At 73.4% G+C, this 23,542-nt stretch carries 23 protein-coding genes and 1 pseudogene; 12 read left to right on the forward strand and 12 right to left on the reverse strand.

Features of this window, described 5'->3' with window-relative positions:
• The first annotated feature begins 152 nt into the window (after positions 1–152).
• From ACGFIR_RS19430 to ACGFIR_RS19440, 3 genes are all read left to right on the forward strand, one after another.
• Positions 153–356 carry a cold-shock protein gene (locus ACGFIR_RS19430; protein ID WP_067374184.1) on the forward strand — a complete coding sequence of 68 codons (204 nt, stop codon included), beginning with the start codon at positions 153–155 and terminating at the stop codon, positions 354–356.
• A 221-nt stretch (positions 357–577) separates the two neighbouring features.
• On the forward strand, positions 578–1,942 hold the full coding sequence (locus ACGFIR_RS19435) for a DEAD/DEAH box helicase (protein WP_393146305.1): 1,365 nt from the start codon (positions 578–580) through the stop codon (positions 1,940–1,942).
• A 172-nt stretch (positions 1,943–2,114) separates the two neighbouring features.
• A complete protein-coding gene (locus ACGFIR_RS19440) occupies positions 2,115–2,303 on the forward strand; it encodes a hypothetical protein (RefSeq protein WP_392998749.1) in 189 nt (62 codons plus the stop codon).
• Between the two features lie 112 nt (positions 2,304–2,415).
• On the opposite strand, the gene ACGFIR_RS19445 is transcribed toward ACGFIR_RS19440, so the two are convergent.
• Genes ACGFIR_RS19445 through ACGFIR_RS19460 form a run of 4 tightly spaced genes read right to left on the reverse strand, consistent with a single transcriptional unit; the run spans position 2,416 to position 5,578 of the window.
• The gene (locus ACGFIR_RS19445; RefSeq protein ID WP_392998751.1) at positions 2,416–2,862 is read right to left on the reverse strand and encodes an RrF2 family transcriptional regulator; all 447 of its coding nucleotides are present in this window, start codon (positions 2,860–2,862) and stop codon (positions 2,416–2,418) included.
• Between the two features lies 1 nt (position 2,863).
• Positions 2,864–3,748: an ABC transporter permease gene (locus ACGFIR_RS19450; protein WP_393146307.1), complete on the reverse strand. Its 885-nt coding sequence runs from the start codon at positions 3,746–3,748 to the stop codon at positions 2,864–2,866.
• Positions 3,738–4,517, reverse strand: coding sequence for an ABC transporter ATP-binding protein (locus tag ACGFIR_RS19455; RefSeq protein WP_392998755.1), 780 nt, complete (start codon positions 4,515–4,517; stop codon positions 3,738–3,740). The genes ACGFIR_RS19450 and ACGFIR_RS19455 overlap by 11 nt, the downstream gene beginning before the upstream one ends.
• A complete protein-coding gene (locus ACGFIR_RS19460) occupies positions 4,514–5,578 on the reverse strand; it encodes an ABC transporter substrate-binding protein (RefSeq protein ID WP_392998757.1) in 1,065 nt (354 codons plus the stop codon). Before ACGFIR_RS19460 ends, ACGFIR_RS19455 begins: the two co-directional genes overlap by 4 nt.
• A 263-nt stretch (positions 5,579–5,841) precedes the next feature.
• Between ACGFIR_RS19460 and ACGFIR_RS19465 the strand changes: the two genes are divergently transcribed.
• From ACGFIR_RS19465 to nudC, 3 genes are all read left to right on the forward strand, one after another.
• Positions 5,842–7,152 carry a M16 family metallopeptidase gene (locus ACGFIR_RS19465; RefSeq protein WP_392998759.1) on the forward strand — a complete coding sequence of 437 codons (1,311 nt, stop codon included), beginning with the start codon at positions 5,842–5,844 and terminating at the stop codon, positions 7,150–7,152.
• A 115-nt stretch (positions 7,153–7,267) separates the two neighbouring features.
• Complete coding sequence (locus tag ACGFIR_RS19470; RefSeq protein ID WP_392998761.1) at positions 7,268–8,614, forward strand: M16 family metallopeptidase; 1,347 nt, start codon at positions 7,268–7,270, stop codon at positions 8,612–8,614.
• Positions 8,611–9,549, forward strand: coding sequence for an NAD(+) diphosphatase (gene nudC, locus ACGFIR_RS19475; RefSeq protein WP_393146309.1), 939 nt, complete (start codon positions 8,611–8,613; stop codon positions 9,547–9,549). Before ACGFIR_RS19470 ends, nudC begins: the two co-directional genes overlap by 4 nt.
• A gap of 245 nt (positions 9,550–9,794) precedes the next feature.
• On the opposite strand, the gene ACGFIR_RS19480 is transcribed toward nudC, so the two are convergent.
• The 3 genes from ACGFIR_RS19480 to ACGFIR_RS19490 all read right to left on the reverse strand — a co-directional run bounded on the left by ACGFIR_RS19480 (position 9,795) and on the right by ACGFIR_RS19490 (position 11,575).
• Positions 9,795–10,070 carry a hypothetical protein gene (locus tag ACGFIR_RS19480; protein WP_392998765.1) on the reverse strand — a complete coding sequence of 92 codons (276 nt, stop codon included), beginning with the start codon at positions 10,068–10,070 and terminating at the stop codon, positions 9,795–9,797.
• 214 nt (positions 10,071–10,284) lie between these two features.
• Entirely contained in the window at positions 10,285–10,521 is a 237-nt protein-coding gene (locus ACGFIR_RS19485) for a DUF397 domain-containing protein (protein ID WP_392998767.1), read from the reverse strand.
• A gap of 73 nt (positions 10,522–10,594) precedes the next feature.
• A complete protein-coding gene (locus tag ACGFIR_RS19490; RefSeq protein WP_393146311.1) occupies positions 10,595–11,575 on the reverse strand; it encodes a helix-turn-helix domain-containing protein in 981 nt (326 codons plus the stop codon).
• 45 nt (positions 11,576–11,620) lie between these two features.
• Here ACGFIR_RS19490 and ACGFIR_RS19495 point away from each other — a divergent pair, with 45 nt between their 5' ends.
• Positions 11,621–13,108 (forward strand): MFS transporter, encoded by a 1,488-nt coding sequence (locus ACGFIR_RS19495; protein WP_393146313.1) that lies wholly within the window; start codon positions 11,621–11,623, stop codon positions 13,106–13,108.
• A gap of 94 nt (positions 13,109–13,202) precedes the next feature.
• Here the strand turns inward: ACGFIR_RS19495 and ACGFIR_RS19500 are convergent, their stop codons facing one another.
• Positions 13,203–13,445 (reverse strand): mycoredoxin, encoded by a 243-nt coding sequence (locus tag ACGFIR_RS19500; protein ID WP_210832370.1) that lies wholly within the window; start codon positions 13,443–13,445, stop codon positions 13,203–13,205.
• Between the two features lie 93 nt (positions 13,446–13,538).
• On the opposite strand from ACGFIR_RS19500, the gene ACGFIR_RS19505 reads away from it, so the two are divergent.
• The 3 genes from ACGFIR_RS19505 to ACGFIR_RS19515 all read left to right on the forward strand — a co-directional run bounded on the left by ACGFIR_RS19505 (position 13,539) and on the right by ACGFIR_RS19515 (position 16,580).
• On the forward strand, positions 13,539–15,701 hold the full coding sequence (locus ACGFIR_RS19505; RefSeq protein ID WP_393146315.1) for an ATP-dependent DNA helicase UvrD2: 2,163 nt from the start codon (positions 13,539–13,541) through the stop codon (positions 15,699–15,701).
• A gap of 127 nt (positions 15,702–15,828) precedes the next feature.
• Positions 15,829–16,086, forward strand: a complete 258-nt coding sequence (locus ACGFIR_RS19510) for a hypothetical protein (protein ID WP_393146317.1) — start codon at positions 15,829–15,831, stop codon at positions 16,084–16,086.
• 128 nt (positions 16,087–16,214) lie between these two features.
• Positions 16,215–16,580 (forward strand): WhiB family transcriptional regulator, encoded by a 366-nt coding sequence (locus ACGFIR_RS19515; protein ID WP_088998544.1) that lies wholly within the window; start codon positions 16,215–16,217, stop codon positions 16,578–16,580.
• A 444-nt stretch (positions 16,581–17,024) separates the two neighbouring features.
• Here the strand turns inward: ACGFIR_RS19515 and ACGFIR_RS19520 are convergent, their stop codons facing one another.
• From ACGFIR_RS19520 to ACGFIR_RS19530, 3 genes and pseudogenes are all read right to left on the reverse strand, one after another.
• The gene (locus ACGFIR_RS19520) at positions 17,025–18,392 is read right to left on the reverse strand and encodes an ABC1 kinase family protein (RefSeq protein WP_392998777.1); all 1,368 of its coding nucleotides are present in this window, start codon (positions 18,390–18,392) and stop codon (positions 17,025–17,027) included.
• Positions 18,393–18,471: 79 nt separating this feature from the next.
• Positions 18,472–19,523: pseudogene (locus ACGFIR_RS19525) on the reverse strand (TOMM precursor leader peptide-binding protein).
• Positions 19,524–19,830: 307 nt separating this feature from the next.
• A complete protein-coding gene (locus ACGFIR_RS19530) occupies positions 19,831–19,998 on the reverse strand; it encodes a DUF5679 domain-containing protein (protein ID WP_199714804.1) in 168 nt (55 codons plus the stop codon).
• A gap of 547 nt (positions 19,999–20,545) precedes the next feature.
• Here ACGFIR_RS19530 and ACGFIR_RS19535 point away from each other — a divergent pair.
• Positions 20,546–21,076, forward strand: coding sequence for a M48 family metallopeptidase (locus tag ACGFIR_RS19535; protein ID WP_392998781.1), 531 nt, complete (start codon positions 20,546–20,548; stop codon positions 21,074–21,076).
• A gap of 326 nt (positions 21,077–21,402) precedes the next feature.
• A complete protein-coding gene (locus ACGFIR_RS19540; protein WP_392998783.1) occupies positions 21,403–22,017 on the forward strand; it encodes a hypothetical protein in 615 nt (204 codons plus the stop codon).
• 122 nt (positions 22,018–22,139) lie between these two features.
• On the opposite strand, the gene ACGFIR_RS19545 is transcribed toward ACGFIR_RS19540, so the two are convergent.
• Positions 22,140–23,444, reverse strand: coding sequence for a zinc-dependent metalloprotease (locus tag ACGFIR_RS19545; RefSeq protein ID WP_392998785.1), 1,305 nt, complete (start codon positions 23,442–23,444; stop codon positions 22,140–22,142).
• Positions 23,445–23,542 lie beyond the last annotated feature (98 nt).

Below are 23,542 nucleotides of genomic sequence, written 5' to 3' on the forward strand. Positions count from 1 at the left end.
GATTGTGGCCCAGGCGCTCTTTGTTGTGTCCGGAGTTCTCCGGGCGGGGCGACCAGAAGCGACAAGCGAGCCAGGCAGTTCCGCGTGGCGCGCTCCTCTTCGAGCCCGTAACAAGTGCGGGTTCGACGTTCCGTCAAGGAGACGAAACAAAAATGGCTATTGGCACCGTCAAGTGGTTCAACGCTGACAAGGGCTTCGGCTTCATCACCCCGGACGGCGGCGGCGCCGACGTCTTCGCCCACTTCTCGGCGATCCAGACCTCCGGCTACCGGAGCCTGGACGAGAACCAGCGGGTCGAGTTCGAGGTGACCCAGGGCCAGAAGGGCCCGCAGGCGGAGAACATCCGCCCGCTCTGATCTCCGGATCTCCAGAAACACCCACCGCGCCCTCCGGGTGCGGTGACGGGACCGGTCCGCCGCGCCGTCGACCTGCGTGAGCAGGCGGCGAAACGGCGGCGGGCCGGGCCCCGTACCCCTTTCGGTTCGTGCTTGTGAGTCACCCGTGGCCTGGTCCGCCGGTGACAGCGCCGCCTCCGGCGCCCTCCCTCGACACGTGCCGCGTCGAGGAAGGCTTCCGCATGACCACCGTCGTACCCTCGTTCGCCCTCACCGGGCTGGCCCCGGCACTGCTCGCCGAGCTGACCGCCCAGGGCATCACCGAGCCGTTCCCGATCCAGTCGGCGACCCTGCCGGACTCGCTCGCCGGCCGGGACGTGCTCGGCCGTGGCCGTACCGGCTCCGGCAAGACGCTCGCCTTCGGGCTTCCCCTGCTGTCGCGCACCGCCGGCCGCCGGGCCCGCCCGGGCCGCCCGCTGGCCCTGGTGCTGGTGCCGACCCGCGAGCTGGCCCAGCAGGTCACCGCGGCGCTCGCCCCGTACGCCCGGGCCGTCGGGCTGCGCTGCGCCACCGTCGTCGGCGGCCTGTCGTTGCAACGCCAGGCCGACGCCCTGCGCGCGGGTGCCGAGCTGGTCGTGGCGACCCCCGGCCGGCTGCACGACCTGATCAACCGTGGCGACGCCCGGCTGGACCAGGTGGGCATCACCGTCCTCGACGAGGCCGACCAGATGGCCGACATGGGCTTCCTGCCGCAGGTCACCAAGTTGCTGGAGCAGGTCGCCCCGAACGGGCAGCGGATGCTCTTCTCGGCCACCCTCGACGGTGGCGTGGACCGGCTGGTGCGCCGCTTCCTCAGCGACCCGGTCTCGCACTCGGTCGACCCGGGTACCGCCACGGTGACCGCGATGACCCACCACGTGCTGCACGTCGACGCGGCGGACAAGCCGACCGCGCTGACCTGGATCGCCGCCCGGGAGGGTCGCACCATCCTGTTCATGGGCACCAAGCACCGCGCCGACCGGCTCGCCCGCCAGTTGCTGGCCAAGGGGGTACGCGCGGCGGCACTGCACGGCGGGAAATCGCAGCCGCAGCGCACCCGGATCCTGGAGCAGTTCCGCACCGGGCAGGTGACGGCGCTGGTCGCCACGGATGTGGCGGCCCGGGGAATCCACGTCGACGGGCTGGACATGGTGGTCAACGTGGACCCGCCCACCGAGGCGAAGGACTACCTGCACCGTGGTGGGCGTACCGCCCGGGCGGGGGAGTCGGGCACGGTGGTCACCCTGGTCCTGCCGGAGCAGCGTCGGGACGTGTCCCGGCTGATGTCGACCGCCGGCATCCGTCCCGAGTCCGTCCAGGTGCGTCCCGGCGACGAGGCCCTGACCCGGGTGACCGGCGCCCGGGAGCCGTCCGGCGTGCCGGTGACGATCGCGCCTCCGCCGCAGGCCACCACCGCCAAGTCCGCGGGCGGCCGGTCGGCCGGTCGCGCCGGTGAGGGCGGCCGTACCGCTGAGGGCGGCCGGGCGGGTGAGGGCGGTCGGGCTCCGCACCGCGCCTCGGGGCGGCCCCGTCGCTCCCGCCGTCCCCGGGCCCCGCACGCCTCCTGACCGACGTCCTTCCGCTCCTCCCACCGGCTCCGGGCACTTCGTGCCCGGAGCCGGCTGAGTCTTGAATCAGCACATGTTGCGTCCGATCGGCGGCTGTTTCCGACGCCCCGGGTGGTAAAGGCTGAGTGCGGGGGAAGATCCGGGCGGAAGCGTCCGGCGGGGAGGGGTGACGATGGTGGGGGACGCCGGCTCGGGTGCCGTGCGGGAGTTGTTGCTGGTGCTCGCGGTGGCGCTGGCTGGGCTGTTGCTCGCGGTGGTCGCGGTGTTCACGCCGTGGCACGCCGCCCCGGACGGGGCCGCGCCCGCCGCTCCCGTCGAGCTGCGCAGCCCGACGGAGCAGCCGGCCGCCACCGCAGGCTGACCAGCCGAACACTCCTGCGGCGCCCGGCCGAGGATGACGGCGTCGCGACCGGCAAGGGGGATGGCCGGCCGCGACGCCGTCGCTCGGGGCGGTGCTCGAGGAGGACCGAAGGTCAGCGGGCGCGCGTCTCCCCGGCGCCGGCCGGCCGGGGCTGCGCCCCCAGCAGGTCGGCGAGGCTGGTCCGGTCGACCACCAGCGCGATCGCGCCGTGCACGGCCAGCCAGACGTCCCGCAGGCCGGTCGCCACGCCCGCGTAGCCGGCGCTCTCGGCCGGCAGGCCGCGGACGGTCGTCAGGGAACCGCCGACCGCGCGCAGCACGTCCCCGACGCTGATCTCCGCGGCGGGGCGGGCCAGGGCGTAGCCGCCCTCCGTGCCCCGGTGGCTCACCAGCAGCCCGGCCCGTCGCAGGTCGACCAGGATGCCCTGGAGGAAGCTCAGCGGGATGTCCTGGGCGTCGGCCAGCGCTCCCGCCTTGACCAGCCCGCCGCCGCCGGGAGCCGAGGCGGCGACGGCGAGCATGGCCCGGAGCGCGTAGTCGCTGCGCGCGGAGACGTACACGTCACTGACCCGCCTGGTCCAGCACGCCCCAGCGACGCCGGATCGCCTTGTCCGCCGCTCCGAACGCGGCGTCGACCACCAGGCCGAGCACCAGGATCACGATCATCGTGGAGATGAGCCAGGGCGAGTCGGACAGTTCCCGCGAGTAGGTCAGTTGCGCGCCCAGCGACGTCTGCGAGATGCCGACCACGATCAGCTCGCCGGCCATCAGGCTGCGCCAGGAGAACGCCCAACCCTGCTTGAGGCCGGCCACGATGGCCGGCAGCGCGGCGGGCGCGATGACGTACCGGTACAGGTTCAGTCCCCGGGCGCCGAGGTTGCGGCCCGCCCGCAGCAGCAGCGGCGGCACGTAGTCCACGCCGGCGATGACGCCGTTGGCGATGGACGGTGCGGCGCCGAGCACCACCACGAAGAAGATCGCCTTCTCGCTCAGCTCGAACAGCAGGATCGCCAGCGGGAACCAGGCGATCGACGGCATGGTCTGCAACGCGGTGATCATCGAGCCGATCGCGGCCCGCAGGATCCGCGACCGGGCCACCGCGAGGCCGAGCAGCAGGCCGACGGCGACCGAGAAGAGGTAGCCGACGGCCGCCCGGCGCAGGGTGGTGACCAGCCCGTCCCAGAGCTGTACGCCGCTGATCTGCCGGAGCAGTTCCTTGCCCACGGCCGCCGGGCCGGGCAGCGAGTACTCGGGCTTCCAACCGGTCCAGACCACGATCTGCCAGGCGGCGAGGGCGAGGGCGAGGGCGGCCAGCTTCGGCCAGGTCGCCGCCCAGAGCCGGCTGGTCCGGGTGCCGCTCTCCTCCCGGCCGGCCAGCTCCAGGGCGTCCAGCCCGGAGATCTCCGCGTCGGTACGCGGGGCGGTGGCGAGGGTGTCACCGGCCATGGCGGCCCACCTCCGTACGCAGGCGGTCGGTGACCTCGGCGGCGATCGCGGCGACCTCGGGGGAGTCGATGCGGCGCGGCCGGGGCACGTCGACCGGGGTGGACCAGATGATCCGGCCGGGCCGGCTGGAGAGCAGGATGATCCGGTCGGCGAGCCGGGCCGCCTCGCGGACGTTGTGCGTCACGAAGAGCACGGTGAGCCGCCGCTCGGTCCAGATCCGTTCCAGCTCGTCGTGCAGGATGTCGCGGGTCATCGCGTCGAGCGCGCCGAACGGCTCGTCCATCAGCAGCACCGGCGTGTCCAGGGCGAGGGTGCGGGCCAGCGCCACCCGCTGGCGCATGCCGCCGGACAGCTCGTGCGGGCGCTTGCGGCCGAAGTCGGCCAGGTGCACCGCGCCGAGCAGTTCGGCCACCCGGTCCCGCCGCGCCGCGCGGGGCAGCCCGCGCAGCTTCAGCGGCACCTCGACGTTGCCCTCGACGGTCAGCCAGGGGAAGAGGGCGGGCTCCTGGAACATCAGCCCCGGGTCGACGCCCTCGTCGAGGGCGATCCGCCCGCCGCTGGGCCGGTCGAGGCCGGCGACCAGGTTGAGCAGGGTGCTCTTGCCGCAGCCGGACGCGCCGACCAGGCAGACGAACTCGCCCGGCGCGACGTCGAGGGAGACCCCGTCGAGGGCGACGACGGCGTTCGCTCCGCGCCCGTACACCTTGGTGACGCCGTGCAGCGCGACCGAGCCGGTCGCGCTGCGTGGCGTCGTCGTGGTCGACGTCATGGTTGGGCGACCTCTGTCTTGCCCTGGGCCTTGAGCACCTCGTTGAGGTGGGTCAGGTCGTAGAGGCCGTCGAGGCTGACCGGCTGGGTCAGCTCGACCGCGACGGCGTGGTCGAGCCCGGTCTTCAGCGACGAGGCGATCGGGTCGTTGGTGAACTCCAGCGTCGGCCACGCCTGCTTGATGAGCTTCAGGTCGAGCGGCTTGCCGCTGATCTTTCCGATGTGGTCGGAGATGGCCTGGTGCGTCTCGTCGGGCCTGGTGTTGACGAACTCGTTGGCCGCCACCTGGCCCTCGACGAGCTTCTTGACCACGTCCGGGTGTTCCTTGAGGAACTTGGTGCTGACGATCAGGTTGGTGATCACGAACTTCCGGTCCGGCCAGAGGTCGCGCTCGTCGACGAGCACCTTGCCGCCCGCGTTGACCAGCCGGGACACGAACGGCTCGGGCACCCAGGCGCCGTCGATGGCCCCGCTGTTGAACGTCTCCACGGTCTGGGCGTTCTCCTGCGGGACGATCTTGACGTCGCCGCCGCCCTCCTTGGTCGTCGTGAGGCCCTTCTCCTTGAGCCAGTAGCGGATGGCCACGTCCTGGGTGTTGCCCAGCTGCGGGGTCGCGATCTTCTTGCCCCGGAGCTGTTCCACCGAGGTGATCTCCGGCTTGACCACGAGCGCGACGCCGCCGGAGGCCGCACCGGAGATGACCCGGACGGCCTCGCCCTTGGACTTGGAGAAGGCGTTCACGGTGGGGTTCGGGCCGATGTACGTGGCGTCGAGCGCGCCGGAGAAGATCGCCTCGATGGCGGCGGGGCCGGCGTTGAAGGTCTTCGTCTCCAGCTTGACGTCGCTGCCGAGCTTCTCGGCGAAGATGCCCTTCTCCACGCCGACCACCGCCGGCGCGTGGGTGATGTTGGGGAAGTAGCCCAGCCGTAGCGTGGTCGGGCCGGAGCCGCCGCCCGCGCTCTCGCTGTCGTCGCCGCAGGCGGCGGCCGTGCCCAGGGTCGCCGCGCCGACGACGGCGAGGGTGGCCAGGGAGACCAACCGACGCAAGGGGAGCCGTCTCATCGTCCATCCAATCCGCAGTATTCCTACTTAGTTGGTAGGAAGACTGGGGCAGGCGGTGAACTCGCGTCAAGGGGCATCCGCATGGCGGGATTCGTGTCCCAAAAAAGTCGGCAATCTCTACTGGTTGGGTGGGTTTCGCGGCACCTGTTCCCGGGACGGCACCGGAGCGCCGGGGAGGGCGGCCGAGCCGCCCCGGGCACCGCTCGGGACACCTGGCGAAAGGTCACCTGTGGCGGGGGTGCCGACGCGCTAGGGTCGATCCCGTGGCGGCCCGGAGATCGAGAATTCCAACGACGAGATACCCGGTCGAGCGGTTCACCCTCGACAACGGCCTGCGGGTGGTCCTGACCCCGGACCGCAGCGCCCCGGTGATCGGGGTGGCGGTCGTCTACGACGTCGGCATCCGCTCCGAACCCGAGGGGCGCACCGGCTTCGCCCACCTCTTCGAGCACCTCATGTTCCAGGGCTCGGAGAACCTGGAGAAGCTGGCGCACTTCCGGCACGTGCAGGGGGCGGGCGGCACCTTCAACGGCTCCACCCACCTGGACTACACCGACTACTTCGAGGTCCTGCCGAGCAATGCCCTGGAGCGGGCGCTGTTCCTGGAGGCCGACCGGATGCGCGCGCCGAGCCTGACCGAGGAGAACCTGCGCAACCAGGTCGACGTGGTCAAGGAGGAGATCCGGGTCAACGTGCTCAACCGCCCGTACGGCGGCTTTCCCTGGCTGACCCTGCCGCCCGTGCTGTTCGACACCTTCCCGAACGCGCACGACGGCTACGGCTCCTTCGTCGACCTGGAGTCGGCCACCGTCACGGACGCCGCGGACTTCTTCCGCCGCTACTACGCGAGCGGCAACGCGGTGCTGGCGATCGGCGGCGACATCGACGTCGCCGAGGCGACCACGCTGATCGAGCGGCACTTCGGCGACGTGCCGGCCCGCCCCGCCCCGCAACGGCCCGACTTCGCCGAGCCCGACCTGACCGAGGAACGGCGCGCCTCGTACACGGACAAGCTGGCCCCGTTGCCGGCGGTGGCCGGCGCCTGGCGGGTCCCCGACCCGATCACCGACTTCGCCGCCTACCTGCCGTACGTCGTGCTGGCGGAGGTGCTCACCGACGGCGACGCGTCCCGGCTGGTCGAGCGGCTCGTCCAGCGGGACCGGGCGGTCACCGGCCTCGGCGGCTACGTCGGCTTCATGGGCGACCCGTTCGACGTGCGGGACCCGACGGCGCTGCTGCTCGAGGCGCACCTGCCGCCCGGCGGGAACGTGGACAAGGTGCTGCGCACCATCGACGAGGAGTTGGACCGGCTGGCCGCCGACGGCCTGGCCGAGGGGGAACTGGCCCGCACCCAGGCCCGGATGGCGACCCACCTGCTGCGCGGCACCGACGCGGTGCTCGGCCGGGCGTTGCAGATGGCCGTGCTGGAGCAGCAGCGGGGCGAACCGGGGCTGCTCAACGACCTGCCCCGGCTCGTCGGCGAGGTCACCGACGAGCAGGTCCGCGCCGCCGCGGCCACCCTGCGACCCGAGCGCCGGGCGTCCATCGAGGTCGTTCCGGGAGGTGCCGGGTGAGCGCGAGGAGTGAGCCGGTTTTGCGAGCCCCGCAGTCGCGAACGGTGGGTGGTTCGGTGAGCGCGAGGAGTGAGCCGGTTTTGCGAGCCCCGCAGTCGCGAACGAAGGAGGGCCGGTGACGACGGCAACCGCACAGGCCGCGCCGCGGGAGCTGCCGCCGCTCGGCCCGAACCGCAGGCTCAAGCTGCCGAAGCAGGCCGAGCGCACGCTGGGCAACGGGCTCACCGTGATCGTCGTACGCCGGCCGGCGGTGCCGCTGGTGGAGGTGCGGCTGTGGATGCCGTTCGGCCGCGCCCACCTCGCCCGGGGCGCGATGCTCGCGCAGACCCTGCTCTCCGGCACGCGGACCATGTCCGGCGTGCGGATCGCGGCCGAGTTGCAGCGGGTCGGCGGCGGGCTCTCCGCAGGGATCGACCCGGACCGGCTGATGCTCTCCGGCGCCGCGCTGGTCACCGGGCTGGACCGGATGCTGGAGATCCTCGCCGAGGTGCTGACCGACGCCAGCTACCCCAACGACGACGTCGCCACGGAGCGCGACCGGCTGGTCGACCGGATCCAGGTGGCGCGGAGCCAACCGGCGCACCTGGCCCGCACCGCGCTGCTGCGGCGGATCTACGGCACGCACCCGTACGCGGTGCAGACCCCCGAACCGGAGGCGGTCCGGGCGGTCCGGCCGGGAGTGCTGCGGACCCTGCACGCCCAGCGCGTCCACCCCGCCGACGCGGTGCTGGTGCTGGTCGGCGACGTGCAGCCGGATCGGGCGCTGGACGCGGCCGAGAAGGCTCTGTCGGGATGGAACGGCGCGGGGCACACCGCCGACCTGCCGCCCGCCCCGCCGCTGGAGCCCGGGCCGCTGCTGCTGGTCGACCGCCCGGGATCGGTGCAGTCCTCGCTGCGGATGGCGCTGCCGGCGGTGCCGCGTACCCACCCCGACCACGCCGCGCTGCAACTGGCCAACCTGATCTTCGGCGGCTACTTCTCCTCCCGCTGGGTGGAGAACATCCGCGAGGACAAGGGCTACACGTACGGCGGGCACTCCGTCGTCGAGCACTCGGTGGCCGGGTCGGTGCTGGTCGCCGCCGTCGACGTGGCCACCGAGGTCACCGGGCCGGCGCTGCTGGAGACGACGTACGAACTCGGTCGGCTGGCCACTCTCGCGCCCCGCGAGGACGAGCTGGAGCAGGCCCGTCAGTACGCCCTCGGCACCCTCCAGCTGGGGATCTCCACCCAGGCCGGGCTCGCCTCGCTGACCAGTGCGTACGCCGGCAGCGGGCTGCGGCTGGACTTCCTCGCCGAGCACGCCGCACGACTGGCCGGGGCGACCGTGGCGGAGGTGGCGGAGGCGGCGGCCCGCTACCTCGCCCCGGCCCGCGCCGCCACCGTGGTGCTGGGCGACGCCGAACGGATCGCCCCGCAGTTGGCGGCGCTGTCCCCGGTCACCACCGAGCCGGCACGACCGTGAACGGGGAGGTCGCGCCGCCGCTGGCCCGTTCCACCCTGGACCGGGCGGCGCACCGGCGTACCGACCCGGCGTGGTTGGCGCAGGCGTGGAGCCAGGCCCGGGTGCTGGTGCTCGACTCCGGCGACGGCGGCCGGACGTTGGTGCGTACCGAGGCGTCGCCGCCGACGCTGGTGCTGCTCGACCCGGCCGGGCTGCCGGAGCCGGCGGCACCGATGTTCCTCGGCGTCGAGCCGGACGGGGTGCCGGTCTTCGCCCTGGACGCCCCGCTGCCGGCGGTGCCGGGGGCCCGGGCGGCACACCTGCGCGAGGTCGGGCACCTGCTGGGCGACCGCGACGCCGGGCTGTTCACCACCGCGCTGGCGCTGCTCAACTGGCACCTGCGGCACCGCTACTCGTCGGCCACCGGGCACCCAACGGAGGTGGACGAGGCCGGCTGGTCCCGGGTGGATCCGGCCGGGGATCGCCTCTGGCCGCGTACCGATCCGGCGATGATCGTGCTGGTGCACGACGGCGTCCCCGGTCTGGACGGGCGCTGCCTGCTCGGCAACAACGCCACGTGGCCACACACCGACGGCGAGCGGCGGTTCTCCTGCCTGGCCGGCTTCGTCGAACCGGGGGAGTCGGCCGAGGCGGCGGTGCTGCGCGAGGTCCGCGAGGAGGTCGGCGTCCCGATCGAGGGCATCTCGTACGCGGGCAGCCAGGCCTGGCCGTTCCCCGGCTCGCTGATGCTCGGGTTCCTCGCCACCGCGGATCCGGAGCACCCGGTGCAGGTGGACCCGACGGAGATCGCGTACGCCCGGTGGTTCTCCCGCAGGGAGATCGGTGCGGCCCTGGCGGGACGGCCGGTGCAGGTCGGCGGCGCCCGGCTGGTGCTGCCGCCGCCGTCGTCGATCGCGCTCTTCCTCATCCACCGCTGGCTCGACGGGCACTGCTGAGCCGGTCCCGCCGGCGAGCCCGGTGGACCGTGGCGGGTCCGGCGTGGAGCGCCGGATGATCGGCGGCGGGGTCCGGTGGCCGTGCACGCGGGTGTCCCGCCGGGCCGGGAGGTCGTGCGGTCCCGGCCCGTGGCCGCCGTTGCCGCGACGGTCACGGACCGGGAACACGGGCCGTCGTGGCCGGCTGGGGCAAGGAGCACGGCGGGGGAGCCGGTCCGACCACGACGGACGTCTTGGGGTGCGGGTCAGCTGCCGCGGTCGTCGGGTGCGGCAACCGAGCCGCAGCCCGGCTCGTCGAGCGGGAGGACCTTGACCCGTTGCTTCCCGGAGCGGACGGCGCCGACGGTGGCGAGGGCCCGGGCCAGTAGCAGCGCGGCGTCGCGCTCCTCGGCGTGCACGATCTGTCGGCGCGGCTCGGGCGCGGTGGTCTCGTCCCGCAGACGGCCGCCGCACGCCCAGGCGGCGGCGATGTCGACGTCGGCGGCGGCGCGGATGTCGGTGCGAACGATCAGGAACCGCATGCGGGTCTCCGGATGAGTCGCGACGGTGGGGAACGGGTGGAAGTTCCACGTCACTCTGCCGTCATGTTACGCCGCACGGCAGTCTCATCAAGTGAAACGCGACGATTGGTTCGGAGCCTCATCCGATCATCGGATGCCTGGTCGGCGGGGTGGAACGGCGCAGACGCGACGGGGCCGCCGGCACACTGCCGGCGGCCCCGCGACGCGCGACGGATCAGTTCAGATCGAACTGTCCGGTCTTCGCGCCGGCGATGAAGCCCAGCCAGCCCGCCCGGTTGAACAGCAGCACCGGACCGCTCTGGTCCTTGCTGTCCCGCAGGGCCACCGCGGCCGGCCCGGTCCTCAGTGGTGCGACCTCCACGCAGTTCGAGGTCTGGCTGCGCGTGCTCTTACGCCACGGGGCGTCCGCGAGCTGGTCGATCACGGACGGCATGTTGCGGATCTCGTTCATCGTGCCACTCCTGAGGTGAACTGCTCCGATGGAACGAGTGGCGCCGCACGACCCGACGGTGGTCCCCCCGTGCTCACCGATCCGTCAGGCGCCCGGAGTGCCGGCGGCGTTGGGTCGGCGCCGTTGCCGACCCGTACGCCACCGTGGGCGCGGTCGCCGTGCCGGGCAGCCGTCCCGTCGCTTCGATCAGCCAGGAGAGGGTTTCCGACTCGGAGAGTGCCGCCATGCATAGCCACTCAAACACCACTTTATAGCGGTTTAGGGTGTTTGTATCGGTTGACATGACGTCGGTGAACCCACCTTCGATCGCCAGCGTCTCCGGATCGAGCGGATCCGCGAACCGGTAGACCGAGAACGCGGTCGGCGGCAGGTACCAGTTGCCGATCTGCGTGTCGCGCGGCAGCACGTGCAGCGTGACGTTCGGCAGCATCGCCAGCTCGCAGAGCTGGACGAGCTGCTCCCGCAACACCTCCGGGGGCCCGGCCCGGCAGCCGAGCGCCGCCTCCTCCAGCACCGCCGTGTAGCGGGGCGGGTCGCCCGCGCGGGTGAGCAGCGACTGGCGGGCCAGCCGGGCCTGCACCTCGGTGCCGATGTCCTCCCCGGCCTCCGGCTCGCCGGCCTCGTCGCCGACCTGCCGGGCCGAGGCGATCCGCACCGACGCGTAGCCCGGCGTCTGGAGCAGGCCCGGCACCAGGACGGGGTTGTACTCCGAGATCTCCGCACAGCCCGCCTCCAGCTCGGCGAAGCTGCGCTGCTGCTGGGTCATCACCGGGTAGTTCCGCAGCCAGCCGCGGATGTCACCGGCCTCCCGCGTGATGCCCAGGAGTTCCTGGCGCACCGCCTCGTCGGCGCCGTAGAGATCCAGCAGCACACGGACGTCGTCCGGGTCCGGGCGGCTGCGGCCGTTCTCCAGACGGGACAACTTGGACGCGGACGCCCAGCCGATCCGCTCGATGACCTGATCTCCCGTGAGACCCGCGGCCTCGCGCAACCGGCGCAGTTCGGTGCCCAGCCTGCGACGGCGCAGGATCGGGCTCGGTGAGGCAGGAGGCACGACGTCCTCTTTCCCGTGGACCGCCGCAGACGCGACGGTAACTGTATGAAATTCGCCCCCCACGGTCAGTATGGACGGCGCGCCTCCCGCCGGAGGTCCCGGTGGGGGGCGTGTCTCGCAGAAAAGAGGACCGTGGAGGGACGCGGCGTCCGGTACGGCGCCGTCGGCCCACCCACGCCAGACCCCGCCCGCGCCACACCCCGATCGCGCCACGCCGCGCACCACCCCCGTCGGAGGGACCCCATGCGCACCGTCCTGCGCCGCCCGGATTTCCGCCTGCTCTTCGGCGGCCTGCTCGCCAGCATGGCCGCCGAATCGATCCTGCTGCTGGCCCTCGCCATCTGGGTGAAGGACCTGACCGGGTCGGACGGGCTGGCCGGCGCCACCATCTTCGCGGTCATCGCCCCGATGACCCTGGCCCCGCTGGTGGGGTGGATCGTCGACCGCTATCCCCGCCGCCCCTTCTTCGTGGCGGCGAACCTGGTGACGGCCGTACTGCTCACCCCGCTCCTCGCGGTGCGCGACCGGACCGACGTGTGGGTCATCTACGTGGTGGCGGCCCTGTACGGCCTGTCGTACATCACCCTCAGCGCGGTGCTCAGCGGCCTGATCCGCCAGATCGTGCCGGTGGACCTGCTGGCCGAGGCGAACGGCGTGCTCCAGACCGTGCGCCAGGGGCTGCGCCTGATCGGCCCGCTGGCCGGCGCCGGGCTCTACGCCGCCGTCGGCGGCTGGGTGCTGGCGGTCATCGGGATGGTCGGCTTCCTGTCGGCGGCCGTCGTCGTGGGCCTGCTCCGCACGACCGAGACACCGCCGACCGGACCCGCCCTGCGCTGGCCGGCCGAGGTGGGCGCGGGGCTGCGGCACCTGGCCGGGGAACCGGCGCTGCGCCGAGCGCTGCTCGGCTACGGGCTGGGGTCGCTGGCCATGGGCTTCAGCGAGTCGTTGATCTTCGCGTACGTCGATCAGGGGCTCCGCCGCGACGCCGCGTTCGTCGGCGTGCTGGTCACCGTGCAGGGCATCGGCGGGCTGGTCGGCGGGTTGCTCTCGCCGGCCGTCGTGCGCCGCGCCGGGGAGGTGGGCACGCTCGCCGCCGGGGTGGCGTTCTTCGGGCCGGCCTCGCTGGCCCTGGTCCACCCGAACCTCTGGCTCGGCTTCGTCGCGGTGCTGCTGGCCGGGGTGTCGCTACCGCTGACGATGGTCGGGCTGCACACGCTGATCCAGCGGCGTACCCCGTCGGCCCTGCTCGGCCGGGTCGCCGCCGCGTCGGAGGCCGTGGTCAGCGGCCCGCAGGCACTCTCCATCGGGGCGGGGGCGCTGCTCGTCGGGGTGCTGGACTACCGCGTCCTGTTCGCCCTGATCGGGGTGGCCACCCTGCTCGCCGGCGGCTACCTCTGGCACGGCCGCACGCTCAGCCCGCCGCCGCCCGTGCGGATCCCCGCCCCCCGCCGGCCCACCGCCGGGCCCGCCCCTGCCGACCGGCCCGCCGCCGGGGGCCAGGAGGTGGTCCGCACCACACCGCCGCGGCGGTGAGCCGCCGGCCTCCGTCGTCGCCGGGACCACCCGGCGGTACGCGACGAGCGGCCGGCCCGGGTGGGCGGCCGCTCGTCGTCCGTGGTGTGTCCGGTCAGGCGTCGATCGTGGCCAGGTGCTGCTTGACCTGGACGATCGAGGGATTGGTCAGGGCGCTGCCGTCGGCGAAACGCAGCGTCGGGACCGTCTGGTTGCCGCCGTTGACGCTCATCACGAACTCCGCGGCCTTCGGGTCCTGCTCGATGTCGACCACCTCGTAGCCGATGCCCTCCCGGTCGAGCTGCGACTTCAGCCGGTGGCAGTAGCCGCACCAGGGGGTGGAATACATCGTCAGCATGGTTCTGGTCCTCCAACGGTCCGCCCGGCGGCTTGCCGGTCAAGCCCAGGCTAATCGCTGCAACGTCCGGCGGAGCTGAGACAATTCCTCGCTGTGGCGGTTCACTCGGCATCCGAACGTGTGCTCGTCGGGCTCGACCCGGAGCAGCGGTCGGCGGTGACCGCCCCCGCCGGCCCGGTCTGCGTCCTGGCCGGCGCCGGCACCGGCAAGACCCGCGCGGTCACCTCCCGGATCGCCCACCGGGCGCTCTCCGGGGAGATCTCCGCCCGGCACGTGCTCGCGGTGACCTTCACGGCCCGCGCCGCCGCCGAGATGCGGGCCCGGCTCACCGCGCTCGGGGTGGGCGGCGTGCAGGCGCGGACGTTCCACGCCGCCGCGTTGCGCCAGGTGCGCTACTTCGCGCCCCGCCTGCTGGAGGGGCGGGCCATGCCCGAGCTGCTGGACAGCAAGGTCCGGCTGGTCACCCTCGCCGCGGCCAAGGCCGGTCTGCGTACCGACCGGGCGGCCGCCCGGGACCTGGCCGGCGAGATCGAGTGGGCCAAGTCGTCGCTCGTGGAGCCGGGGGAGTACGTCGTCGCGGCGGCCAAGGCGATGCGCGACACCCCGCACGAGCCGGCCCGCGTCGCCGAGGTCTTCGCGGCGTACGAGCGGCTCAAGCGGTCGAACGGGGTGATCGACTTCGAGGACATGCTGCGCGCGGCGGTCTGGGGGATCGAGGAGCACCGGGACGTCGCCGAGCAGGTCCGCGCCCAGTACCGGCACTTCGTCGTCGACGAGTACCAGGACGTCAACCCCCTCCAGCAGCGGCTGCTGGACGCCTGGCTGGGCGGGCGGGACGACCTGACCGTGGTCGGCGACGCCAGCCAGACGATCTACTCGTTCACGGGGGCCACCTCGTCCTACCTGGTCGACTTCCCGCGCCGCTACCGGGGCGCGACGGTGGTCCGCCTGGTCCGCGACTACCGCTCCACCCCGCAGGTCGTCGGGCTGGCCAACGCGGTGATCTCCCAGGCGCGGGGCGCCGAGGCGCGGCTGCGCCTGGAGCTGGTCGGCCAGCGCCCGCCCGGCCCCGAACCGGAGCTGCGGATCTTCACCGACGAGCCGGCCGAGGCCAACGCCGTGGCCGCCCGCTGCCGGGCGCTGGTCGACGCCGGCACCCCGGCGCGGGAGATCGCCGTGTTGTTCCGGACCAACGCGCAGTCCGAGGCGTACGAGAAGGCGCTGACCGAGGCGCAGGTGCCGTACGTGGTGCAGGGGGCGGAGCGGTTCTTCGAACGCGCCGAGGTCCGGCAGGCGATGGTCGCCCTGCGCGCCGCCACCCGCTCGATCCCCGGGGAGACCCCGCTGCCCCTCGCCGTGGTGGAGGCACTCGCCGCGGTCGGCTGGGCCCCCGACGCGGCCCCCGCCGGTGGCGCCGCCCGCGAGCGGTGGGAGGCGCTCGCCGCGCTGGTGCAACTCGCCGAGGAGTACGCGGCCACCCCGCAGGTCGTGCCGATCGGGCCGGCCGCCTCGGTCGAGCGCCCGGTCACCCTGGCCGACTTCAACGACGAGCTGGCCCGCCGGGCCGCCGCGCAGCACGTGCCGACCGTCGACGGGGTGACCCTGGCCTCGCTGCACTCCGCCAAGGGCCTGGAGTGGGACGCCGTCTTCCTGGTCGGCCTCTCCGAGGGCACCCTGCCCACCACGTACGCCAAGACCGCGGAACAGGTTGAGGAGGAGCGCCGGCTGCTCTACGTCGGCGTCACCCGGGCGCGGGAGTGGCTCTGGCTGTCGTACGCCTCGGCCCGGTCCCCGGGCGGGCGGGCCCGGCGGCCCTCGCGCTTCCTGCCGCAGCTCGACCGCTCCGGCGGGACCGAGCGGGCCGGGGCCTCGTCGGCGGCGCGGCGGCCGGAGCGTCGCCGGACCCAGATCGTTTCCTGCCGGATCTGCGGCGCCACCCTGCTCGCCGGGCCGGACCGCAAGCTCGGTCGCTGCCCCACCTGCCCCTCCGACATCGACGAGGAGCTGCACGAACGGCTGCGCGAGTGGCGCCAGCGGGTGGCCGGTGGGCAGCGGGTACCGGCCTATGTGGTCTTCACCGACGCCACCCTGGTCGCGCTCGCGGAGCGGCGCCCCGGCCGGGCGGAGGAGCTGATCGCGATCGCCGGCATCGGGCCCCGGAAACTCGGCCTGTACGGGGAGGCGGTGCTGGCGCTGGTGGCGGGCGCGGCGGTCGACGAGATCTGCCCGGAGAAAACTTTCGAAATCTCGCCGTAAATTCGTTTGCCCTCGCCCCGTGACGAGGAATAGCCTCATGGCACACCTCGCGAGCGGCGCCATTCTGGCTGCTCACGAGGGGTAGAGACCGTATCGGCACGAGTGAACGTCAGAGGAGGTGGCACCGATGGAGATCGTCTACAACTGCGAGCGTCCGGCGGCGCTGCCCGCTGCCGTCGCTCCACTGTCGGCTGTCCCGGTGGCCCTCGCCGCTGCGCGACCGTCGGTTTCCCAGGTGCAGCGGGTCGAGGCTCAGGCCGAGCTGATCCTTGCCACCGCACCGAACGGGACCCGGGGGACCAGTGGCTTCACGGGCAAGGACGTCGATGCTGTCAAGCGTCACATGGACGTCCGCGGAGTTCCACCTCGAGGTAGACGCGTCTGATCTTCAGACACCGGCTCACCTCGAGGCCGCGGAACCCGCTACCGGGATCCGCGGCCTCAGTTTTTTGCCCGCCAAGTATGTCGGAAACGCGATCCACGAGATCGAAGTGAGAGAGAGGTGACCGGGCGATGAGTCTGGCGTTGGCCCCGCTCGACGTGAGCGTCGAGGTGGAGGCGAACCTGCCCTGCCGGAAGTTCGACCCCGACCTGTGGTTCTCCGACTCGCCCGCCGAGCTCGAGCTGGCCAAGTCGCTCTGCGGGGACTGCCCGCTGCGCGTCGAGTGCCTGGCCGGGGCGGTGGAGCGGGCCGAGCCCTGGGGCGTCTGGGGCGGCGAGATCTTCGAGCGTGGCGCGGTCGTCCCGCGCAAGCGGCCCCGTGGCCGTCCGCGCAAGGAGGACCTCGCACGCGACGCGGCGCTCCGGGTCGAGGCCGAGGCGCGACTGGCGGCCAGTGGGCTGTCCGAGTCGCGTACCACGGTCCGGCTGGCGGCCTGACATGCACCCGATCCAACCCACCCACGCCGGTGTCACGCCGGCGACGAGAGAGCTGACCACGATGCTGAACGTTCTTGACGGAGTCGCCGAGATGCAACTACTTCACGAAGCGTTGTCCCGGGCTCGAATGCGCCGGCCTCAGGCCGGTCGTACCACCACGAGCACTGAGGCAACCCTTTCCGCCCGTACCGTCGCGATGAACAGCCGTACCCAGGCTGCGCGCGAGCTGGGCGTTCTCTAGTACCCACCGAGAGCCGAGGGGCGGTGACCGAGACCCGGTCACCGCCCCTCGGCGCGTTCGCGCCCTTTCCCGCGCCCGATTCGCGCCCGCTCCGCAGCCGGCCGGCCGTTCCGCCAGGCGGCTCGGCGGTCGCGCCCGGCTCCGCCGGCCCGGTTGTCGGTCTGCCGTCTCGCCGGCCTGTCGCGCTGCCGTGCGGCCTACGGTCAGCCGCCGGCCGAGGGCTGGCCGGCCGACGGGGCGAAGCCGGGCAGCCAGCGCTCCAGGACGCCCCGGTAGGGCGCCTTCGCCTCCAGCTGGCAGAGCACACCGATCGAGCCGAGCGTCACCCGGTGGATGAGCAGGTACGACGGCGGCAGGTTGAGCTGCCGGCTCAACTGGTACGCGGGGGAGCGGGGACTGGCCAGCCGGGTCGCCTCCGTGCGCAGCCAGGCCCGGGTGAACCGGAACTCGTCGGCGGCGATCGGCTCCAGCATCGGACGCAGGAAGTCGAGCACCGCCTCGGCGTCGATCTCCTCGGTGGAACCGATGAAGCCCTCCGCGCGCAGGCCCGCGACCACCTCGGCGGCGTCGCCCCGCAGCGCCAGCGCGGCGATGCGACCGATGGGCTCGGGCGTACCCTCCGGCATCCGGGCCACCGCGCCGAAGTCGATCACGCCCAGCCGGCCGTCCGCCAGCAGCCGGAAGTTGCCCGGATGCGGGTCGGCGTGCAGCAGCCCGGCCCGCTGCGGTGCGGACAGGTGCAGGATGGCCATCAGCCGGCCGGCCTCGTCGCGCTGCTCCTCCGTGCCCTCCCGGATGATCTCCGCGAGCGGGGTGCCCTCGACCCACTCGGTGACCAGGACCCGGGGCGAGGCCGAGACCACCGCCGGGATGAAGATCTCCGGATCGTCCGCGTACGCGGCGGCGAAGGCCCGCTGCGACTCGGCCTCCAGCTCGTAATCCAGCTCCTCGGTGATGCGTTCCCGCAGCTCGACCAGGAGCGGCTTGACGTCCAGCCCGGGTTGGATCGCCCGGAACATCCCACCGAGCCGGGAGAGCTGCTTGAGATCGGCGAGGAGGGCGTCACCGGCGCCCGGGTACTGGATCTTGACGGCGACGTCGCGGGTGTTCGGCGCGCCGGAGGGACCGTAGCCCGGCTCCCGCCACACCGCCCGGTGCACCTGGCCGATGCTGGCCGCGGCGGCGGGGGTGTCGTCGAACTCCACGAACCGGTCCCGCCAGTCCGGCCCGAGCTGCTCGGCGAGCACCTTGTGCACGCTGGCCACCGGCAGCGGCGGCGCGGCCTCCTGGAGCTTGGTCAGGGCCTGCCGGTAGGGGGCGGCGATCTCCTCGGGCAGGGCGGCCTCGAAGACCGACAGCGCCTGGCCGAACTTCATCGCACCGCCCTTGAGCTGCCCCAACACGCTGAAGAGCTGCTCGGCGGTGCGTTGCTGGATCTCGGCGGAGATCACGTCGGAGGCGAGCCCGGTGACGCGCTTACCCATGCCGAGGACGGTCCGACCGGCGAAGCCGAGCGGCAGAGCGGCGAGCTTGGCGGTCCGGGACACGGCCCGGCGCGGGATGTCGGTCACCCGGCCATTGTTACCGACTCCGGGGGCCCGCGGCTGCTCTGCCGCCGGGCTGGCTGCCCATCCCCGCACCAGGGGGCCCTCATCGCCGCCGCAGGGAGCATCCGCAGGAGGGGTGCGGCGGCCACGTCCTGCGGCGGAACCGCCCCGCCCCGGCGATCTCCACGGCGCAACCCAGGGTCTCCGGGACGCCCCCGTCGAGCTGGGCCAGCGCCTCGGCCGTCGCGTACGCCACGGCCGCCAGGAGGGTCGCCGTGGCGCACGCCTGCTCGCCGGCGCCCGTGGCGAGCTGGGCGGCGAGCGCCGGCCAGTCCGGGTCGCGGTCGGCCCGGTGCAGGTCGAGGCAGTGCAGGCAGGGGCCGGTCGGCGGGCGGACGAGCGGGCCGACCACGGGCACGCCCTCCCGCAGGCCGAGCAGCAGGTGGGGCTGACGGCGCTGGGCGTGACCGGCGGCGAGCAGGGCGGCGGGTCGCTCCGTACCGAGCTGGACGACCAGGTCGACCCGGCCCGCCGTGGGACACCCGTGCCCGTGCCGGGGGCGGCCCGCTCGACGGCGTCGCGTACCGCCCGGGCGAGCGGACGGCCGAGCGCGGCGGCCGGGATGCCGGTGCCGACCAGATCCGCCGGTCGCACCGGGCCGGTGAGGTCCGGGTGCACGTGCCCGACCCCGGCCTGGGCCAGCGCGAGGGCGACGGGGGCGCCGAGGCGGCCGGTGCCGCTGACCACCACCCGGGCGGCCAGCCGCCGGCGCAGCACCTGGGCGGGCGTGCCGGGCAGTCGCGCGGCGGCCAGGGCGAGCGCCTCGGCCTCGGCCGTGAGCCGGGCCCGGGGCGCGCCGGCCAGGTCCCTCGGCAGCAGGGTGTGCGCGGGTACGACCAGACCCGCGGCCCGCAGTGCGTCGAGCAGGGTACGGGCCTCGTCAGGCGCCACCTCGGCGGCCACGGCCTGCGCCAGGACCAGCCGTTCGCTCCGGGTGCCGTCGAGCAGGTCGAGCAGGCGGGCGGCCCGGGGATCGGCGATCTCCAGCAGTACGGCGCGGCCGGGCTCGACGCCGAGCTGCAAAGTGTGGCGGTTCCGCCAGAGCCGGGTGAGGCCCGGCAGCAGGGTGGGGCGGGGCGACGTGGCAGGACGCATGACACGAATCGTGACCGTGTCCGTGCTCACCGTCGTTCGTTGTCCACAGGTGGGCGGTGCCCTGTCCAGGGTTGTCCACAGAAAATCGCGGGATATCCACAACCAGCCGGTAACCATGTCGGCGAGCCGACAGTGGGTGGCCGGACGCGCCGGGGTGAGCGGTCGGGCACGCCGGTCGGCGGATGGGCCGGGGTGCCGGTCGGCGAGAGTGCCGGGGTGGGCCGGGTGGCCGAGGCGACGCCGGACCGGGCGCGTACATGCCGGAGGGGGCGGCCGACGGCCGCCCCCTCCGACGCATCCGTACGGGTCAGACCTTCGCCTTGCCCAGGATGCGGTTCACTGTTGTCCCGCAAACCGGACACTTGCCCTTGGCCATGTTCATCCCGGTCTTCGAGACCTCGACGCGACCCTCGAAGTCCCGCTTCTCCTTGCACTTGACGCAGTAACCGTTGTAGCTCTGGGCCTGGTCGGCCACGGTGCCCTCCTCGTCTCGTCCGCCGGCCGATGCCGTCCCGGCGGGGTTCCCGGCGGCGGGCCACTCGGGCACCGGCGCTGGGTCGTTCTCCCGCGGCCACGCTCGTGACCGCTGGTGCGCGGACCCTACCCAGGTCTGGGCGGTTCCATGTCAGCTGTGCTTCGTCACTGTGAGCAAGTCGACGTCGAGAGTGTGCATGGCGAATTACGTCGGATAAGTCAGTTTCGCGGGGACACGCCGACCGAATCCGGTCAGATGCCCCGTGCGGGGACCCCGAGCTGCGGACGCTTCGGAGATCATCTACGGTGTGGGTGCGTCCAGCGGACGCGACGCCCCGCCCCTCGGTGCGGCCCCGTCGCCCCCGCCGGCGGTCGCCACGAAGGGTGACGGCGGCGAATCGCAGGGCCCCGGCAAAGAATTTTTCGGGACTCCTGCCGACCAATCACCATTTTCCGGGCGGGTGTCGGGGTGTTGACCCTTGCGGACCCCTGGTCAGTACGCATTAGCTTTCCATCGTGACAGGAATCCGAGGCTGCGCGGCCCGCTGATGGCAGGGGCGCGGAAGCCGGTCGTCGAAGTACGGCGCAGCCAGCGTCGGCGACGCACGGTGTCCGCCTACCGCGACGGTGAGCGGGTCGTCGTCCTCATTCCCGACCAGTTCTCCCGGGCCGAGGAGAGCGAGTGGGTCGACCGGATGCTCGCCCGGCTCGCCGCCCGGGAGGGGCGTCTCGCCCGCTCCGACGCCGAGTTGCTCGCCCGGGCCACCCGCCTGATCAGGCTCCACCTCGCCGAGTACGGCGCAGAGGCCGTGCCGGCGAGCGTCCGCTGGGTCACCAACCAGAACGGCCGCTGGGGCTCCTGCACCCCGGCCGACGGCACGATCCGCATCTCGCACCGCGTCCAGGACATGCCCGACTGGGTGATCGACTACGTGCTCATGCACGAACTCGCGCACCTCATCGTGCCCAGCCACAACGCCCGGTTCTGGGCGCTCGTCGCGCGCTACCCGAAGTCCGAGCGGGCGCGCGGCTACCTGGAGGGCGTCGCGGCGGCCTCCGGCACTCCGCTGGCTGACTGACTGCCTCGTAGTGGTCACCTCCGCCCGGAGCGCGTTCGTCAAGAGACGGCTGCGGCCTGACAGCCGCGATCCCATGCGTCGGTCACCTGCGCCAGCGAGATCCTGGTAGGAAACGGCCCCTCAAAGGGCCTGTTCTTACCAAGATCTCGACGCTGCCTTCCGCCGCCGCTTACTGCGTCTCCCGTCGGCCGCTCATCGGGTCTCCCGTCGGATAGGCCGCCAGGTCTCCTGTCGGCTGCCCGCCAGGTTTTCCGTTCGCTGCCCGCCAGGTCTCCTGTCGGCTGCCCGCTACCTGTCCCGTCGGCCTCCGGGTCTAGGGTCGTGGGGTGGCCCGACGTGTGGTGGTGGCGTTGCTCGGACCGGTGGACTGGGCGCCGCCCGGCATCGACCCGGCGCACTGGCGGGCGGCGCTCGCCGAGGACGTGGTCGACCTGCTCGCCACGCTCAACGAGGTGGAGACGGCCGTCGCGGTCACCCCGGCGGACCGGCAGTTGGCCGACGCGGTCGTCTGGCCGGACACCACCGTGTACGAGGTACCGGAGGCGACGCCGAACGCCGTCTTCGCCGCTCTCGCCGACGCCGGCTACGACCAGGCGGCCGTGATCGCCGGCGACGCGCCGGACGTGCCGGGCCTGACCATCGGCAAGCTGCTGCGACCGCTCACCACCCGGCCGGTCGCAGTCGCCCCGGTCGAGGGCGGTGGGCCGGGGCTGCTCGGGGTGGCCACGCGGCTGCCCGTACCGGCGTGGCTGCCGGCGCTGGACCTGGACACCGCGCGTCCCGCGGCCGTGCGCGCGGTGGCGCCGCGACCCGGCGACCTGGCGGTCACCCCTGCCTGGCGGCGCATGCGCGGGCCGGACGACCTGGCCTTCCTCGACCCGGCGGTGGAGGGCTGGGAGACCACCCGCGCACTGCTCTCCGGCACGGCACAGCCCCGCTGACCGGCACCGCCCTCGCCGACGTGGGCCGCCGACCTGGGACGTCGGTCAGGGCCGCCGACGTGGGCCGCCGGTCAGGGCCGCCCGGCTCCGGGGAGTCGGGCGGCGTCCGTCGTCGGGGCGGGTCAGGGGCGGGAGTCGCCGTCCTCGGTGCCGTCGTCCGGGCGCTTCTGCTCCGGCTCGCCCGGGGCCTTCTCCTCCGGGCCGCCCGGCGCGCTGAAGTCGAAGTTCTCCAGATCGCCGAGGTCCCACTCGGACATCGCGAAGGCCACCGGGTCGGCGAAGTCGTCGTCGGAGGGGAGCAGGTCGGGGTGACCCCACAGGGCGTCCCGGCCGGAGATGCCCCGGTGTTCGGTGAGCGCCGCCCAGAGCGCCGCCGCCTCGCGTAGCCGGCGCGGGCGCAGCTCCAGGCCGACCAGCGCCGCGAAGGTCTGCTCGGCGGGACCGCCGGCTGCCCGGCGGCGGCGGAACGCCTCGCCGAGGCTCACCACGTTGGGCAGCCGGCCGCTCGCGGCGCTGTCCACCACGTGGCACACCCAGCCCTCGACCAGCGCGAGGGCGGTCTCCAGCCGGGCCAGGGAGGCCTTCTGCGCCGGGCTGTCCTCCGGCGTGAAGATGCCCTCCAGGGCGATCGCCTGCATCGACTCCGGGTCGGTCGGGTCGACCCGGCCCATCGCCTCCTCGATCGCCTCCCGGTTGACCCGGATGCCGGCGGCGTACATCTCCACGGCGTTGAGCACGTGCCCGCGCAGCCACGGCACGTGCTGGAAGAGCCGCTGGTGGGCCGCCTCGCGCAGGGCCACGTAGAGGCGTACCTCGTCCTCGGGCAGCTCCAGGCCCTCGCCGTACGCCCGGATGTTGGCCGGGATCAGCGCGGCCGTGCCGGCCGGGCCGAGCGGCAGCCCGATGTCGCCGGCGGAGAGCACCTCCGCGGCGAGCGAGCCGAGCGCCTGACCGAGCTGGCCGCCGAAGAGCGCGCCACCGAGGGTGGCGACCATCGACTGCATCGGGCCGAGCTGGGCGCGCGCCTCCGGCGGCACCAGGTCACCCATGGCGCCGACCATCCGGCTGGCCACCGGGTCGCAGAGCTTGCGCCAGACGTCGAGCGTCTTGTAGATCCACTCGTTGCGGTTCCAGGCCAGCGAGGTCTGGATGCCCGACGGCAGGGCGGAGGCCGGCTCCAGCCACAGGTCGGCGAGCCGCAGCGCCTCCTCGACCGCGTTGCGCTCGAAGGGCGACACCGCCGGGTCGCCCGAGGCGGCGAGCTGGCTGGCGGCCACCTGGCGGGCCAGGTCCCAGTTGACCGGACCGCTGCCCGACGCGGAGAGCAGGTGCTGCAACTGCGACATGAACTGCTGCATCTGCGCGGGATCGTTGGGGTCTGGTGGTTGCCCACCCGGGAGCGCGAAACCGAACGGAATATCAGGCACGACGTCTACGGTACGCGCGCCGCGCCCCAGGTAGCCGCCGCTGGCGTTGCGCTGAGGGCGAAGTCGCGATTCACCCGCCGGCGGCCCGGATCCCGGTC

The organism is Micromonospora sp. NPDC049051 (assembly GCF_043197575.1).
Lineage (GTDB): Bacteria > Actinomycetota > Actinomycetes > Mycobacteriales > Micromonosporaceae > Micromonospora.